Raw genomic sequence first — 15407 nt, forward strand, 5'->3', positions numbered from 1 at the left:
ACATGTCATTATGCATTGTAGACGGATATAACTTCGTATTCAGAGCCTTCCATTCTTTACCACCACTCACAACTTCTAAGGATATCCCTGTTGGAGCTGTTTATGGTTTTATCAATATGCTTGCAAGACTAATTGAAGACAATGATTGCGAAATGCTTGCAATAGCATTAGATAGTGGCAAAATCACATTTAGAAATGATATATATCCTGAATATAAAGCCCATAGAGATGAGCCAGATGAAGCATTAAAAATACAATTTCCAATAATACGAGAAGCAATTGAAGCATTTGGTATTAAAGCAATTGAAGTTCCAGGGTTTGAAGCCGATGATATTATTGCAACATATACAACTCTTGCACTAAAAAATGATTTTAAAGTTAGAGTTATTAGCTCAGACAAGGACCTAATTCAATTAATGCAAGATAAAGTTGAAATTTTTGATCCTCTTAAGAAAAAACATATTACCTCAGATATAGTTTTAGAAAAATATGGAATCAAACATACACAAATGATTGATTATCTTTCACTAGTTGGAGATGCATCTGATAATATACCTGGAGTAAAAAAAGTTGGTCCAAAAACTGCAGCTAAACTGCTAAACCAATTTAACACTCTTGAAAATGCATATGATAATATTGAAAAAGTTGAACCTGTTAGAATACAAGCCTTATTAAATGATTCAAAAAAAGAAGCATTTTTATCCAAAAAACTTGTTACCTTAGATCATGAAGTTAAAGTCCCTTTTAATATAGAAGAACTTAAATTCACAAATATAGATGAAGACAAACTCTCTAATTTTCTTAATAAATATGAATTTAAATCACTTAATACAAAAAAATTAATTAATTCTAAAAATAACTCTACAAACAATGTCAAAACTGTAAATTCAAAATCAATTTCTTTAGATGAATTATGTAAGTTGCAATTAGATATTGAGAAATTTGGAAAATTCTACTTCCATGTTCATGAGAATGTATTTTTCTGTTATTTTGGAGATAATCTCTATAAAATAAATTTAGATAATCAACTTAACCTACTATCATTTGAAGATAAAAATAATAACTCTCTAAACAATATAATCCAAAAGCTTAAGAAAATTTTTGAGGATTCATCAATTAAAAAAGTTAGCTTTGATACTAAATCAATAATACACATTTGCAACAATCTAGATATAAAATTTATATCTTTTGATGATATTTCTTTACTTTCATACGTCTTGCATACTGGAAAACAAAAAATTAACTTAGAAAATTTAATTGAGCATTACAATATTAGCTATAAGAATTATGATGCTTTTTGCATTTATTTATTGCATGACACCTTAAAATCACAACTTGCAAAAGAAAGAAAATTTGAAATATATGAAGCTATTGAAAAACCACTGCTTTCATTGCTGGTCAAAATTGAAAATAAAGGGATAAAGGTTGATAAAGATTTACTAGTTAACTTAGGTATAAAATTTGAAAAAAACCTGAAATTGATGCAAGAAGAGATTTATCAATTATCTGATGAAGAATTTAATATTGGTTCCCCGAAACAAATAGGAGAAATATTATTTGATAAATTAAAATTAGAAGGTGGAAAAAAATCTAAAAAAAGTGGAAGTTATATAACTGATGCAGAGACTTTAGAGAAACATGCTTCATCAGGAATATTAATTGCTGAAAAAATTTTAGAATGGAGGCACTATTCAAAATTGATTAGCACTTATATAAATGCACTTCAAAAAGCAATAAATAAATCTGATGGTAGAATTCATACTACATTTTCATTAACTACTACTTCAACTGCTAGATTATCTTCTCATGATCCTAATTTACAAAACATACCAATCAGAACAAACGACGGTAATCAAATAAGAAAAGCATTTATTGCAAAAGAAAATCACTTAATTGTTTCTGGTGATTATTCGCAAATTGAGCTTAGAATATTAGCAGATATTGCTAATATTAATAGCCTAAAAGAAGCATTTAAAAATAAAAAGGACATTCATAGTATTACTGCAAGTCAAATTTTCAATATACCGCTTGAAGAAGTAAATTCTGAATATAGAAGGAAAGCAAAAGCTATAAATTTTGGTATTATATATGGTCAAAGTGCTTATGGACTTGCAAATAGTTTACAAATAAGCAGAGAAGAAGCTTTTAGCTATATTGAGTCATACTTCAAACAATATCCAGGTATTAAAGAATATATGGATACAACGATTCAATTTGCAAAAAAGCATGGGTATGTAAAAACCTTAATGGGAAGAAAATGCTATGTTGAAAATATTAATGATAGGAATTATAATTTAAGAAATTTTGCAGAAAGAGCTGCAATTAATGCGCCTATTCAAGGAACTGCATCAGAAATAATAAAAAAAGCTATGGTAAGCTTAAGCTCTAAACTTCAAGATTTTCTAATTTTACAAATACATGATGAACTTTTATTTGAGATACCTAAAAATATAGTAGAAGAAAGTTGCATTAAAATTAAAAATACTATGATGAATGCTTTTAAACTGTCCATACCCATTGATGTTGAAATTTCTTACGGAGAGAGTTGGTATGATGCTAAATAAACATAAAATAGTAGCTATTTTTTTTACAATTTTTATAGGTTATTATCAGTTATCTTTTTCCGATAATCTTAATATAGTAGAGCCTAAAAATCTGTCTGAAGTTTTAACTAATTTTATTAAATACGATGATGGTGCTTATAATTATGAATTTCTTGAAAAGAGTAATTCAAATGATCTAGATATATTAATATATCTATTAACTGCACAAAAATGGCCTATCAATAAAACCGATAGCATGACCCAAACAATTTGGAAACATAAACTAATCATTTATATACCTAAATCAAATATTAAATTTAATAAAATTTTATTATATGTAAATGCAGGGTATAATAATAAAGATGGAAAAGAAGAGCTTCCTAAAGAAAAAGTTAATTTTGCAGAAATAGCTAAACAAACACAATTACAAGTTATAGAACTAAGAAATAATCCCAATCAATTTCTATTAATAGATGAAAAATTACAAAAAGAAGATCAAATTTTAGCTAGCACCTATTTAAAAGTAATGGATAACCCTTATAAAAATGCTTATCTATCTGGACATTTACCTATGGCAAAATCGATCATTAAAGCTATAGATGCTTCTTATGATATATTTTTAAAAAAATATGATATTAAAATTCAAGAATTTATATTAGCAGGTGCTTCTAAAAGAGGCTGGGCAATTTGGTTAGCTGCATTAGAAGATTCAAGAGTATCTGCAATTATCCCTATTGTAATTGATATATTAAATGTTCCTGAAACTATTTCTCACATATGCCAATCATATAAAGATGGTTGTCCTGAAGCTTTAAGAGATTATAAAAATGCTGGCGTTACAGATAAAATACATTCTAAAAACTTTAAACAATTAATGAAAATTGAAGATCCATTTAGTTACTTATCCCCTGAATATGATAAGAAGTATCTATCACGTCTTTCAATTCCAAAATATATTATAAACTCAAGTGGTGATGATTTTTTTGTCCCAGATTCATCTAAATTCTATTTTAATAAACTTCCTGGTAATCAAAATTACATTAGGTATTTACCTAATTCACTGCATTATCTCTCAGGAAACCCTATTTCTGATGCACTTGGAAATCAAAAGAAAGTAGATGATGCTATTTCTACATTTTATAAATTTCAGGCTAAAAACATAATTTTACCAGATATAAAATGGGAGTTTAAACAAAATAGCATAAATGTTACTTCATCAATTAAACCTGAAAAAAGTTTTATTATGGTATTCAATAAATAATAATTCTAGAGATTTTAGATGTATAACTTCATACTCATATATGAATCTAGTTTTAAAAAAAATATTATCTTTTTTCACTAACAACTTATGTGATAATAAATTTAAATTTAAAAATATTAACTTTCACTGTAACAATATTTCTGAATGCTTAATTAATATAGATATTCCTAATAATAAATGGACTGCAGCATTTGCAGAACTACATTATAATATTGATGGCAATAGATTCATTGTTACTACAGAGGTAAAAATTTAATTTTATATTAATTTTTCAATTAAAGGAAAATTATATATTTAATGATTGAAATTAGCTTATTTATTTTCTACATTATTTTTTTAACAAAATGAAAAGTAGATTAAATATAATGACTAACAGTATTAGTTTATCAAGCTCGGAAAAAGAAGCAATTGGGCTACTTTCTATTGGAACTTTCTTAGAATATTTTGACCTAATGTTATACGTGCACATGTCTGTACTTTTAAACGACTTATTTTTTCCACAATCTAATCCATTAATTGCTAAGCTTTTAGGAGCTGCCGCTTTTTGTTCAACTTTTATATTAAGACCTTTCGGAGGTTTTGTAATAGGATGGATAGGAGATAAGATAGGTAGAAAATCCACAATTATGATAACTACCTCTTTAATGGCAATTTCATGTATTACAATAGCTTTTACAGGAACATATAAAGAAATTGGAATTACAGCAAGTATAATTATTATACTCTGTAGAATGTCGCAAGGATTTTCATCTCTTGGAGAAGTAATAGGAGCTTCACTATACCTTTCAGAAATTATGGTATCTCCTAAAAAACACTTTGCTTGCGGTATCATAGGCTTATTTAGTCAAATAGGAGGATTTTTATCATTAATTATAGCTTTTTTTGCACTTACAGTTAATCTTAATTGGAGATTAGCGTTCTTATTTGGTGCAGGTATAGCTATAATAGGATTAATGGCAAGAATAAGATTAAGAGAAACTCCTGATTTTATTAAGCTACAGCGTAAAATTAATAATAAACAAATCAATACTTTAAAAAACACTAATAAATCTAATGACAAAATAAATTTTAAAAGCTTAGTTTATTGCATGGCATCTATTATTATTATACCAGCTTCAATTTATGTAATATATGTATATTTTAACGAAATTATGAAGCAAAATTTTAGCTTAAGTACAGAAGAAATTATAGAACATAATATAAAAATATCTTTCATAACTATAATACTATCAGGAGTTGTAGCTTTTCTAACAAAAAAATTCCATCCAATAAAAATTACCATATTCTTTTTAAGTGTATTTGCTATTTTATTAGTATTTACACCGTATCTCATTGCCAATACATCCAATTTATTAATAATATTATTATTACAAGTACTCTTCTTTTTTCCTGCGATAACATTATCAGGTACATTGGAATTATCAACTTGGTTTAGTTATTTTCCAGTGATGAAGCGCTTTAGACTTATTGCAACATCATATGGAATTGCAACAGCTTTTTCTTTTCTAGTTACATCATTTGGTTTAATATATTTTAGCAAATATATAGGTTATTATTCTTTATGGGTGATATTTGTACCTATGTTAATCGGTTATTCTTATTCAATATCGCACTTAAAACAATTAGAAATTAAAAATGGGTTATATAATAAATATCCTAATAATGAAAAACATATAAAAAATAAAAATTTTCATAATAATTTAGAGAATAAAAACTATAAATTTAATAAGAACTTTGAGCCTTTATAACAAACAATATAAAATCAAAATCTTTTATAAGGAGTTATTAGCATATCCTTTATTTTGACATAATTCTAAGAGATTAAAATTCAAAACATGGCAGATAAATTTAATTTACAAAAAAAGGAAGCACCCATAATATTATCAAAATATAATCCAGATTGGCCTTTAAAATATAAAGAAGAGAAATATTTGTTAATGGATACTATAGTACAATGGTTATATGGAAGTATAGAGCATATTGGTAGTACTTCAGTTCCTGGACTAACAGCTAAACCAGTTATTGATATAATGTTTGGTGTTAAATCATTAGAACATTCTAAACCAGCAATAGAATTATTAATACAACAGGGATATAATTATTTTCCATATAAAAAAGAGGTAATGCATTGGTTCTGCAAACCATCTCCTAACTTACGTACACATCATCTTCATTTAGTACCATATGAAAGCACTTTATGGAAAGAAAGAATAAAATTTCGAGATACTCTTAGAATTAATACTAAAATAGCTAATGAATATGTTAAATTAAAAAAAGAATTAGCAATACGATACAAACAAGATCGTGAAATGTATACTGAAAAAAAATGGAAATTTATTAAAAAAGTTCTAAGTAATAAAGAGTTTATTCTATAATAAATTTAACTTAAAAAATCATAAAACTGTAAGGGTTAGGTTAGCAACTATAAGTACTTTCGATATTTATTTATAACCAACCTTTTCTCTTAAAATATAAGTATGGTATAATTGCTGAAATTATAATCAATATTAATGCTATGGGATATCCCAATTCCAAATCAATCTCTGGCATAAACTTAAAATTCATACCATATATACTTGCTATTAATGTTGGTGGCATAAATATTGCAGCTGCTACTGTAAATACTTTTATGATAATGTTTTGCTCTACAGATATCATGCCAAGAGTTGCATCCAATAAAAAATTATTTCTCTGAGATAAAAAATTTGCATACTCACTTAGAGAGCTAACTTCTCTAGAAATATGCTTTATCCTTAATCTTGAATCTTTTTTATTCATATATTTTGCATTATCAATCTGAGAAAAATAAATTATCATTCTATTTAAGCTAACCAAACTTTCCCTATTTTTTGATATTATAGTTCCAGTATGCCCTATTCTTCTGATAATATCATTATAAAATTCTGAAGAATTCTTTTTTTTATCAATAGGCTTTTCAAATACAACCTTTAATAAATTATCAATTTCGTTTCCAACTTCTTCTAAAATATCTGCACAGCAATTAACAACAAAATCTATAATTGTTGTCAGCACATATTCAGGAGTAAAAGTTTTTGATTTATTCCTAATAATCCAAGAGTTCATATAATCAAATGACTTAGGCTTATCATACCTGGTGGTTATAAGATATTTTTTTGTTAAGATAAATGTTATTGCTGCACTATCAGGATAATCCTCACACGCCTTATCCATAATAGTGACAGTCATATAGTCTGCATCTTTCTCCATATAAAATGGACTAATAACCTCAAATTTATCCATTTCTTCTTCTGTTGGAGCTTCAATATTCAATATTTTTTCTATATACTTTTCTTCCTTAGGTTCTGGATTTATTAAATCTATCCAAATAGTATCTTTTGGTATTGGGTCATTAGCCTTAATTTCTTTCTTTTCTATTACTTTATTCTTGTTTTTTGAAATTACGACAATCATGATGCTATCTAGGTTTCTAAAATTTTATAAAATATATCATAAATTATTAATTTTGTAAGGAATTAATAATGATACAAATCAAATATCTTCTTATGCTCTTCCACAGCATATCTATCCGTCATTCCAGCAATGTAATTAATCACTTTTTCTAATAATGATTTTTTACAAATAAAAATATCAGAAGTCTGCCATGATTTTGGTAATGTTTTAGGATTATTCATGAAATGATTGAATAAATCTTTTATGATTATTTTTGTCTTATGAGTAATCCTGTTTACTAAATAATTCTTATATACATTATCAAATAAAAATTTTTTTAATTCCACAAAATTTTCTTTTGTATCTTTAGAAAACTCTATAAGAAATCCACCAAAGGCATATATATCTTCTATATTATCAATATTATTGATATTAACATTTTTAATAGTCTGTTGAATCAAATCATTAATCAAAAAACTGCTTAAATTTATTAAGAATTGATTTATATTAATTTCTTTATCATAATTGCCATTTTCAATAACTTGAAAATCTTTAGTTTTAAAAATTTTTAAACCTTTTAACTCTTCTAAATTTATAAATTTTGCTCTAATTCCATCATCAAGATCATGCTTTGTATAAGCTATATCATCTGCAATTGAAGCAATTTGAGATTCTAATGACGCATTATTACTGTATTGTATAGGGTAATTATTTAAAATTTGGTTTAATTTATTAATTTTATCTTTATTAGTTATTGGCCCATTATGCTTTAAAATTCCATCTATTGTGTCAATTGTTAAATTCAATCCATTATATTTTGATGAATACTTTTCAAGCATAGAAATAATTTTAATCGCATGAATATTATGGTCAAAACCACCATATTCAACAGCTGCTTCATTCAAAGATTCTTCTCCTGCATGACCAAATGGAGGATGTCCAATATCATGAGACAAGGCAATAACTTCAGCAAGTTCACAATTTAAGCCTAATTCTTTAGCTATATAAACAGCTATTTGACTAACTTCAAGAGAATGAGTAAGCCTTGTTCTATAATGATCTCCAGTATAATTTATAAAAACTTGAGTTTTATATTCCAGTCTCCTAAAAGCCTTAGAGTTTATAATTCTAAATTTATCTTCGATAAAATTATATTTAATATCTTCCTTACAAATTCTTCCTATTGAATTAATTACAGCAAGATTATTAAATTTTTCTAACTTCATAACAACCATTTGATGGGGCGAGTAACGGAATTCGAATCCGCGACCTCAAGATCCACAAACTTGCGCTCTAACCCCGCCATAATTTCATTATAATTAAATATAACTAATTGGTGAAAAAATCAAGCAAAGCTTTTTTATATTAGAATTAACTAGAAATTATTATTAAAATATATACACTTATAGGTAGTGCAAATGTTAGGATTAAATATGAAAGATCAGTATAGCTCTAATAAAAAAAATTTAAATACCAGCAAAAATAGTAGTGATAGTAGTGATAATAATGATTTAACAAAATCAAAAAAAAGTAGCATTAAAAAAAATGATAATTCATCTAGTAGTAATGATAACTTTAAAAATAACACATTAAATTCTAGTTTCATTAATGATAATTATAATAGTAATGAACTCTCAGCCTATATAAAATCTTTCGTTGATTCAAATAAGTACGGATATCAGTATGATCATATCAAAATAATAAAGAGCACAGGTATTAATGATCACCTAAAAGATAACTATTTAGATTATTATAATGTTACAGAAGAAAAATTAAATGAATTAAGGGATGTAAAAAAAATAAAGAATCTTTCAACAAAAAATTACAACCAGGATATTTTAGTACTCCAACTAAAGAAGAAAAAGAGCAGAGCGAGAGATTAGATAATGACATTAGCAAATTAGAAAATGAAAAAGAACAACTAAAAAATAATATACATTTATATCAATCTATTCTTTTAAAAAACAAAGAAAAAATAAGTTCATTATTTAGTGAAGAGAAGGTTAAATATTTTAATGATTATAATATTGATTACTTAGATATTAACTATATAAACAGCAGTTCATATGAAACTCAACAATTATTAAAAAAACAAAAATATAAAGAATTAATTGATGATAATTCATATATAGAAAGTCTAAAAAGCACTGAAATAGTTGATTTACTTCAGTATTTGGCTGAGAATAATTTTACTGATTATGCATTCAACTTATTTCAAAATAATGAATATATTAGACTAGTTATTTTTAATCATTTTTTACACAATGATTTTTGGATAAATATTTATTCACAAGAACAATTTCAAGGCTATATAGATAATTTTTATAGATATAATCAAAATAATTATGATTATGCTAACAATAATAATTATCCACAAATACCATACTGGGGAGAAGTAATATTAAGCAATAACCAAGATTTAGATCAAGGAGTAGTAAATTATATAATAAAAAATTATTTAGGAAATGAATTAGCTAACACTTTAAATAAAGCAGCTAATTTAATTGATAACGATGCAGAAATCTCAGATAATCAGTATAATTTGATTTACAATCTAAAAAGTTATTTATCTTCAGCTCAAGAAGCGGAAGAAATAGATTGTAGTTTAGTAGAATCAATAAAAAAGATTCAGTCTTTTATAGAAAAAGCGTCTACTGATTATGCGTTATATTCAGAGACAAATGGAATAAGTTCGATTGTTAATAGAGAAGTATTTGAATATGAACCTATAAACAGTTCTGTTAAAAAAATAAGTACTACTATACATACTACTGCAGATTCACATACAGATTTAAATACTTTAGAATTTAATACAGTCTTTCAATATACTATAGGCAAACAAAAATCTAACTATGAGTATTATAATGCTAGTCTGAAAAAAAATAATAAAAAAATTATTGAAGAAAATAACAAAGATAAAAAAGAAGACAATAATAATAAAAATTCTGAAAATGAAAAAAGTAGTTCTGACAAATCATCATACTTTATATCAGGTGTAGGAACAACAATATTTATTGGGTATCAATTATTTTTAATGTGGAGCACATATTTTTATTGGACTCAGCAAAGAGGAATTTTAAAAATGATAGAAAAAGTAAAAAAAGAAATTGATTCATCACTACAAAAAGATGTTTCATTATTACCACTTATACGTCAAAACAAGTTAAAAAACATTTTTACTAATATATTTGATGATGAAAAAAATGACAAAGAAGAAGATCAAGAGGAAGAAGAAATATTAACACCTAATAAGCCAATTCATCAATTCGATGTTGAAAAAAATTCAACATCGATTAAAACGCCAGAAATAGTTGATGAAATAATTGAAGCGCCTTGTTACATCCCTATGTTAAACTCTCATGGAATGCATTTACCAAAAATTGTATTATCTTTTTCACAAAATAATCCTCTAAATATAGAATATGATAGAGAAGCAGAATATCATCATAGTGAGAGTGTTGTTATATTAATTTAACCCAAACTGTTGATAAGAAAAATGATGCCAAAAGAAGAAAGTGTTATTCTATACTTTGTAATTACGAATGATACCATTTTTCTTTTTCGTCATTGCGAGAACATATTTATGTTCGTGGCAATCCAGAAATGCATCAATAAAATGTAAATTAGGCAATATCCCTGGATCACCACAGTCGGAATTGCATTCCTCTTTCGTGATGACTCGGATAGATGCTGTGTTTCATGATGACAAGATTTGCTATAAATTTCTTACTTCTTATCTTCAGCTCGGGTTATAAATAGAATCATCATTTAAAAAACAAAGGGTTGCAGCTAAAATACTGCAACCCAGGAATGCATCAAAGAAGATTATGTAAGAAAACTCATTACTATTATCTAGTACTTATCCTCAACTATTAAATAATAAATTAGAATTATAGCTCGTCATGTTGAATATCAGCATCATCTCATGCAACTTCTTGAGTGTATGAATTCATTGTAGCCATATTAGCAGACATATGACCAGTCATTTCAACTTTTACATTGGTATCACTATAATTCTGATCAACAACTGTCATACCTTTGACATTTTCGGTTATATATTGCGCAATAAATTCGGTACTTTGAACATTTTGCCCAAAGACTGTATTGCTTTGTTCATCTATTATAGTACCAGATATACTAACTAAAGCTGTTGCTGTAAATTTAACCTGATCTGCTTTAACAATCTTATAATAACCTGTAACTTTAGAACATTTGCCAGGGTCTACTGTTACTGACTCAGTCAGAGATAATTCAGTTGTTTTACTAGAACTTTTTGTCCAAGAATTATCTTCAGAAAATTTAAGACCAATATCAACATCAATTCCTGCTTTTTCAAAAATCAATCCTTCACTCATTTTGAATTTGACTGCAATACTTTGTTCACAATCCACACTATATGTATAAGAGTTTGAGCTTGTAAAGCTTTTAGTAAAATCTAAACTTTCTGTAAGTGCTGAATTACCATTAATATTATTAACAGTCTGAGTTCCTAAACTTGTGCCAGATAATAGTGTATCTAAAGATTGATCATCAGCTAATTTCATATCTAAAACTGAAACTTGTAAAGTATATGATGATTTATCAACTTCAAAAAACCAATAAGAACCATACATAAGCGGTGCAATTTCAGCGTAATGTTTGCCATCTTCCCAAGCTTCATTTTTGTAGTTCAAAAAATTAGGTGAGCTTATATCATTAGCTCCTTTATCATAACCTTGTGTTTTAACTCGTAAAGTATATAGAGGTAATGCTTTTTGATTGCCTGACGGGGTATTGATTTTTTCTGTCGTCTCTGATGTACTAAGCCACCAAGAAGAACCCTGCATTTTAGGGCAAATCTCAGCGTAATGCTTGCCATCTTCCCAAGCTTCATTTTTGTAGTTCAAGTAATTGTTATCACCAAGGTTTTGATTTCTGATATTGTATAGAGGAACTGTTCCTATATTTTCCTCTGCTTCTTGAAAATACCAAGTATCACCACTTTGCTGTGAAGCAATTTCAGCATAGTGATGACCACTTTTCCAAGCAGCATTTTTGTAGTTCAAGTAATTGTTATCACCAAAGTTTTGATTTCTGATATTGTATAAAAGATTAGTAAATACACCTGTTTTTTTTAGATTTGATCCATTATCTGCTAATACTTGATTATGTGTGTTTGTCATATCCCACTCCTTTTTTGATTTTAAAATTATATCGAATCATTATTAATTTTGTAAATCAATATATTTTTTTAAATCTTTATTTTATTGTTTTAAAATTTTTGTAGAGTATAATTAGTGCAAAAATTTTAATGGGTAAAATGAATACAAACTTAATTTCAAAACGATTAGAATTAATTAAACCTTCCCCTACTTTAGCAGTTACAGCTAAAGCTAAAGCTTTAAAAGCAGAAGGAAAAGATATTATTGGTCTTGGAGCTGGAGAACCAGATTTTGATACTCCTGAGAATGTTAAGCAAGCAGCTTATGACGCTATTAAATCAGGTAAAACTAAATATACTCCTGTTGATGGAATTCCAGAATTAAAAGAAGCTATAGTTAAAAAGTTTAATAAAGAAAATAGATTAAACTATGAATTAAATAATATCACTGTGGGCTGTGGCGCCAAACATGTTATTTTTAATATAATTTCTGCAACAATTAATCCCGGGAATGAAGTAATAATACCTTCTCCATATTGGGTATCTTATCCAGACATGGTTTTGATTAATGGTGGTAAACCAGTAATTGCAACAACATCAATTGTTGATAATTTTAAACTAACTCCAAAAGTTTTAAAAAATCACATAACTAATCAAACTAAATTACTAATATTAAATTCCCCAAGCAATCCAACTGGCTCTTGCTATTCTGAAAATGAATTATCTGAGCTTGCAAATGTACTAAAAGATTATCCTAATATTTATATAATTTCTGATGATATTTATGAACATATTAGATATCAAAACAATCAATTTCAAAATATTGCTAATATTAATGAAGAAATGCAAAATAGAACATTTGTAGTTAATGGAGTATCTAAAGCATATTCAATGACAGGTTGGAGAATAGGTTATGCAGCAGGCAGTAAAGAAGCTATTAAAGCAGTAGCAAAAATTCAGTCACAAAGTACTTCAAATCCATGTTCAATTAGTCAATATGCATCTGTTGAAGCGCTAAGCGAAAATAGTTATGAGTTTATTGAAAAAAATAAAATTGTATTTAAAGATAGGCTTGATTTGGTATTAGAAAAATTAAGCAAAATAAAGGGAATAAAAATAAAGGAACCAGATGGAGCATTTTATGTCTTTCCAAACTGCCAAAATTTAATAGGCAGCAAAACTCCAAGTGGTAAACAAATAAATAATTGTACTGATTTTGGAGAATATTTATTAGAAGAAGTATTAGTTGCAGTAGTACCTGGCATTGCTTTTGGATCTGAAAACCACTTTAGAGTTTCATATGCAATATCTAATGAAAATCTAATTGAGGCATGTTCAAGAATAAAAACAGCTTGTGAAAAACTGACTTAAAGTAAATTTTTAATTGTATATAATTGGTAAGTTATTTTTACCATGCCCTAATTTATCAGTCTTATAAATTGGAATAGATGAGTTTAAATTAACAAAATTATTTATTGTAAAATTTATAAATTCATCACTATTTATAAATTCACCAAAAATAATAGCTTTAACAGTTCTAATATTCAATACAGAGCTAATATGATTTAGCATTCTATCAATTTTATACCCAGCTTCACCTATATCTTCTAAAAACAACACTTTATTTTTGATATCAATTTGCCAACTGGTCCCTAAACTTGTTTGAATTAAAGCAAGATTACCACCTGTAAATTTAAATAAATCTATTTGATCCTTAAATTTTTCTGCAGCAAGATTTAATGGTTTTATGCATTTAACAAATTTTCTATTTGTAAAATCTTTTCTTAAAAGACAATCAAATAAATTTAAAAAATTGTTTATATCTTTATCTTCTTTAAACAATTCCCCTAAACAAGGTCCATGAATAGTTTTCCAACTCCATTTTTGAGAAAAAAATAAATGCAATGCTGTTATATCACTATACCCTATAAAAATTTTTTCACACTTTGGCTTAGATTGTCTCTGTAAATAATTTATTAATTTTGCTGAACCATATCCCCCATTAATACACCATATAATTACATTTTCATCTTGAATATTTAAAGCTTTATTTAAATCTTCAAATCTTTTTTCATCACTATTAGAATGAAATGGATGAACATCTTTATTCAAAAGTAGTTTATTATTATAAAGGTTAATTCCTGCAATTGACTGTATATCTTTATATTCACAATATGGATAAGATGCTGGTGAAATTGCAATAATCTTAAACTTTTTATTAAGTTTTAACCACAGTGAATGTGATGATATTGAATCTATTATACTCATAATAAAATTTTATTTTTTTCGTGCTATAGTCAACATACGTTCTGTTTTATTTTCATCAAAGCTTTCACCACTGATATTATACTGCTTCAATAACTCAAAGCCATTTTTTTCTAATATTATTTTTAATTGTTTGGCCGTATAAACTTGTAATGTTTGGAAGCTATGAGAAATACTTGGGTTATTTTTTAATTTTTGTTTATGGTAAATATCATAAGAAGCTAATATTCCATCTGAATTTATAGTATTATATTGAATTTCACGTACTATAATATCACCACACCTTTTCAACCAATCAATTGTTAATTTAGTGATATTATTATCTTTCAGTAAATAATTTAAATTAAAAATGTCAAAAATATATAATCCACCATCATTAAGATTTGAATAGATATTTTTTATAGCTTTTATAAAATCTTCTTTAGTAAGATGCCCAATAGAATTAAATATTGTAATAACTGCATCAAACTTACCAATTTTACTAGCACGCATATCTCCTTTGATGAATTTAATATCTAATTGTTCCTTTATAGCCTTTCCTTTTGCAATTTCTAGCATTTTACAGTTTATATCATATCCAATAATATTGAATTTCTTTTTAGCAAGCCAAATAACCTGTGAACCTGTACCACAACTTAAATCAAGTATACTTTTTACTTTAAATTCTTTAAGTATTTTTTCTATGCATTGGTTAACTATCTTGGAGTTCTCTTCATTAAAGCGATCATAATTTTCTGCCTCTTTATCATAGTGAGATGATTTAGCAGTAATATGTACAACGCTCATT

Annotated in this window: 13 protein-coding genes; 8 read left to right on the top strand and 5 right to left on the bottom strand. The window is 26.5% G+C overall.

All coding sequences use genetic code 11. The features are described from left to right. Positions 1 to 2 precede the first annotated feature (2 nt). From polA to h2es_RS05625, 5 genes are all read left to right on the top strand, one after another. Entirely contained in the window at positions 3 to 2564 is a 2562-nt protein-coding gene (gene polA / locus h2es_RS05605; protein WP_154512173.1) for a DNA polymerase I, read from the top strand. Next, positions 2551 to 3804, top strand: a complete 1254-nt coding sequence (locus tag h2es_RS05610) for a PhoPQ-activated protein PqaA family protein (RefSeq protein ID WP_195909983.1) — start codon at positions 2551 to 2553, stop codon at positions 3802 to 3804. Before polA ends, h2es_RS05610 begins: the two co-directional genes overlap by 14 nt. A gap of 40 nt (positions 3805 to 3844) precedes the next feature. Continuing rightward, the gene (locus tag h2es_RS05615) at positions 3845 to 4060 is read left to right on the top strand and encodes a hypothetical protein (protein WP_154512177.1); all 216 of its coding nucleotides are present in this window, start codon (positions 3845 to 3847) and stop codon (positions 4058 to 4060) included. An 88-nt stretch (positions 4061 to 4148) separates the two neighbouring features. Continuing rightward, positions 4149 to 5552, top strand: coding sequence for an MFS transporter (locus h2es_RS05620; protein ID WP_154512179.1), 1404 nt, complete (start codon positions 4149 to 4151; stop codon positions 5550 to 5552). A gap of 87 nt (positions 5553 to 5639) precedes the next feature. Next, entirely contained in the window at positions 5640 to 6179 is a 540-nt protein-coding gene (locus h2es_RS05625) for a GrpB family protein (protein ID WP_154512181.1), read from the top strand. Between the two features lie 70 nt (positions 6180 to 6249). Here h2es_RS05625 and h2es_RS05630 read toward each other — a convergent pair whose 3' ends face one another. Next, complete coding sequence (locus tag h2es_RS05630; protein ID WP_154512183.1) at positions 6250 to 7236, bottom strand: magnesium transporter CorA family protein; 987 nt, start codon at positions 7234 to 7236, stop codon at positions 6250 to 6252. Between the two features lie 62 nt (positions 7237 to 7298). Continuing rightward, positions 7299 to 8441, bottom strand: coding sequence for a dGTP triphosphohydrolase (gene dgt, locus h2es_RS05635; RefSeq protein WP_195909985.1), 1143 nt, complete (start codon positions 8439 to 8441; stop codon positions 7299 to 7301). Between the two features lie 192 nt (positions 8442 to 8633). On the opposite strand from dgt, the gene h2es_RS05640 reads away from it, so the two are divergent. Both h2es_RS05640 and h2es_RS05645 read left to right on the top strand, forming a co-directional pair. Further along, positions 8634 to 9098 carry a hypothetical protein gene (locus tag h2es_RS05640; protein ID WP_154512187.1) on the top strand — a complete coding sequence of 155 codons (465 nt, stop codon included), beginning with the start codon at positions 8634 to 8636 and terminating at the stop codon, positions 9096 to 9098. Positions 9099 to 9388: 290 nt separating this feature from the next. Next, positions 9389 to 10690 carry a hypothetical protein gene (locus h2es_RS05645; protein WP_154512189.1) on the top strand — a complete coding sequence of 434 codons (1302 nt, stop codon included), beginning with the start codon at positions 9389 to 9391 and terminating at the stop codon, positions 10688 to 10690. A gap of 448 nt (positions 10691 to 11138) precedes the next feature. Here h2es_RS05645 and h2es_RS05650 read toward each other — a convergent pair whose 3' ends face one another. Then, positions 11139 to 12377 carry a hypothetical protein gene (locus h2es_RS05650; RefSeq protein ID WP_154512191.1) on the bottom strand — a complete coding sequence of 413 codons (1239 nt, stop codon included), beginning with the start codon at positions 12375 to 12377 and terminating at the stop codon, positions 11139 to 11141. 137 nt (positions 12378 to 12514) lie between these two features. Between h2es_RS05650 and h2es_RS05655 the strand changes: the two genes are divergently transcribed. Further along, on the top strand, positions 12515 to 13726 hold the full coding sequence (locus tag h2es_RS05655; protein WP_154512193.1) for a pyridoxal phosphate-dependent aminotransferase: 1212 nt from the start codon (positions 12515 to 12517) through the stop codon (positions 13724 to 13726). A 9-nt stretch (positions 13727 to 13735) separates the two neighbouring features. Here the strand turns inward: h2es_RS05655 and h2es_RS05660 are convergent, their stop codons facing one another. Together h2es_RS05660 and h2es_RS05665 are read right to left on the bottom strand one after the other, a co-directional pair. Then, on the bottom strand, positions 13736 to 14623 hold the full coding sequence (locus h2es_RS05660) for an LD-carboxypeptidase (RefSeq protein ID WP_154512194.1): 888 nt from the start codon (positions 14621 to 14623) through the stop codon (positions 13736 to 13738). Between the two features lie 9 nt (positions 14624 to 14632). After that, positions 14633 to 15406: a class I SAM-dependent methyltransferase gene (locus tag h2es_RS05665; RefSeq protein ID WP_154512196.1), complete on the bottom strand. Its 774-nt coding sequence runs from the start codon at positions 15404 to 15406 to the stop codon at positions 14633 to 14635. Position 15407 lies beyond the last annotated feature (1 nt).

The sequence above is a fragment of the Rickettsiales endosymbiont of Trichoplax sp. H2 genome (assembly GCF_009690945.1).
In the GTDB taxonomy this organism is placed as follows: domain Bacteria; phylum Pseudomonadota; class Alphaproteobacteria; order Rickettsiales; family Midichloriaceae; genus Aquirickettsia; species Aquirickettsia rohweri.

Excerpts from the sequence above, each read along its gene's own strand:
- polA (WP_154512173.1), top strand. The coding sequence starts at position 3 with ATGTCATTATGCATTGTAGACGGATATAACTTCGTATTCAGAGCCTTC.
- h2es_RS05610 (WP_195909983.1), top strand. The coding sequence starts at position 2,551 with ATGATGCTAAATAAACATAAAATAGTAGCTATTTTTTTTACAATTTTT.
- h2es_RS05615 (WP_154512177.1), top strand. The coding sequence starts at position 3,845 with ATGAATCTAGTTTTAAAAAAAATATTATCTTTTTTCACTAACAACTTA.
- h2es_RS05620 (WP_154512179.1), top strand. The coding sequence starts at position 4,149 with ATGAAAAGTAGATTAAATATAATGACTAACAGTATTAGTTTATCAAGC.
- h2es_RS05625 (WP_154512181.1), top strand. The coding sequence starts at position 5,640 with ATGGCAGATAAATTTAATTTACAAAAAAAGGAAGCACCCATAATATTA.
- h2es_RS05630 (WP_154512183.1), bottom strand. The coding sequence starts at position 7,236 with ATGATTGTCGTAATTTCAAAAAACAAGAATAAAGTAATAGAAAAGAAA.
- dgt (WP_195909985.1), bottom strand. The coding sequence starts at position 8,441 with ATGAAGTTAGAAAAATTTAATAATCTTGCTGTAATTAATTCAATAGGA.
- h2es_RS05640 (WP_154512187.1), top strand. The coding sequence starts at position 8,634 with ATGTTAGGATTAAATATGAAAGATCAGTATAGCTCTAATAAAAAAAAT.
- h2es_RS05650 (WP_154512191.1), bottom strand. The coding sequence starts at position 12,377 with ATGACAAACACACATAATCAAGTATTAGCAGATAATGGATCAAATCTA.
- h2es_RS05655 (WP_154512193.1), top strand. The coding sequence starts at position 12,515 with ATGAATACAAACTTAATTTCAAAACGATTAGAATTAATTAAACCTTCC.
- h2es_RS05660 (WP_154512194.1), bottom strand. The coding sequence starts at position 14,623 with ATGAGTATAATAGATTCAATATCATCACATTCACTGTGGTTAAAACTT.
- h2es_RS05665 (WP_154512196.1), bottom strand. The coding sequence starts at position 15,406 with ATGAGCGTTGTACATATTACTGCTAAATCATCTCACTATGATAAAGAG.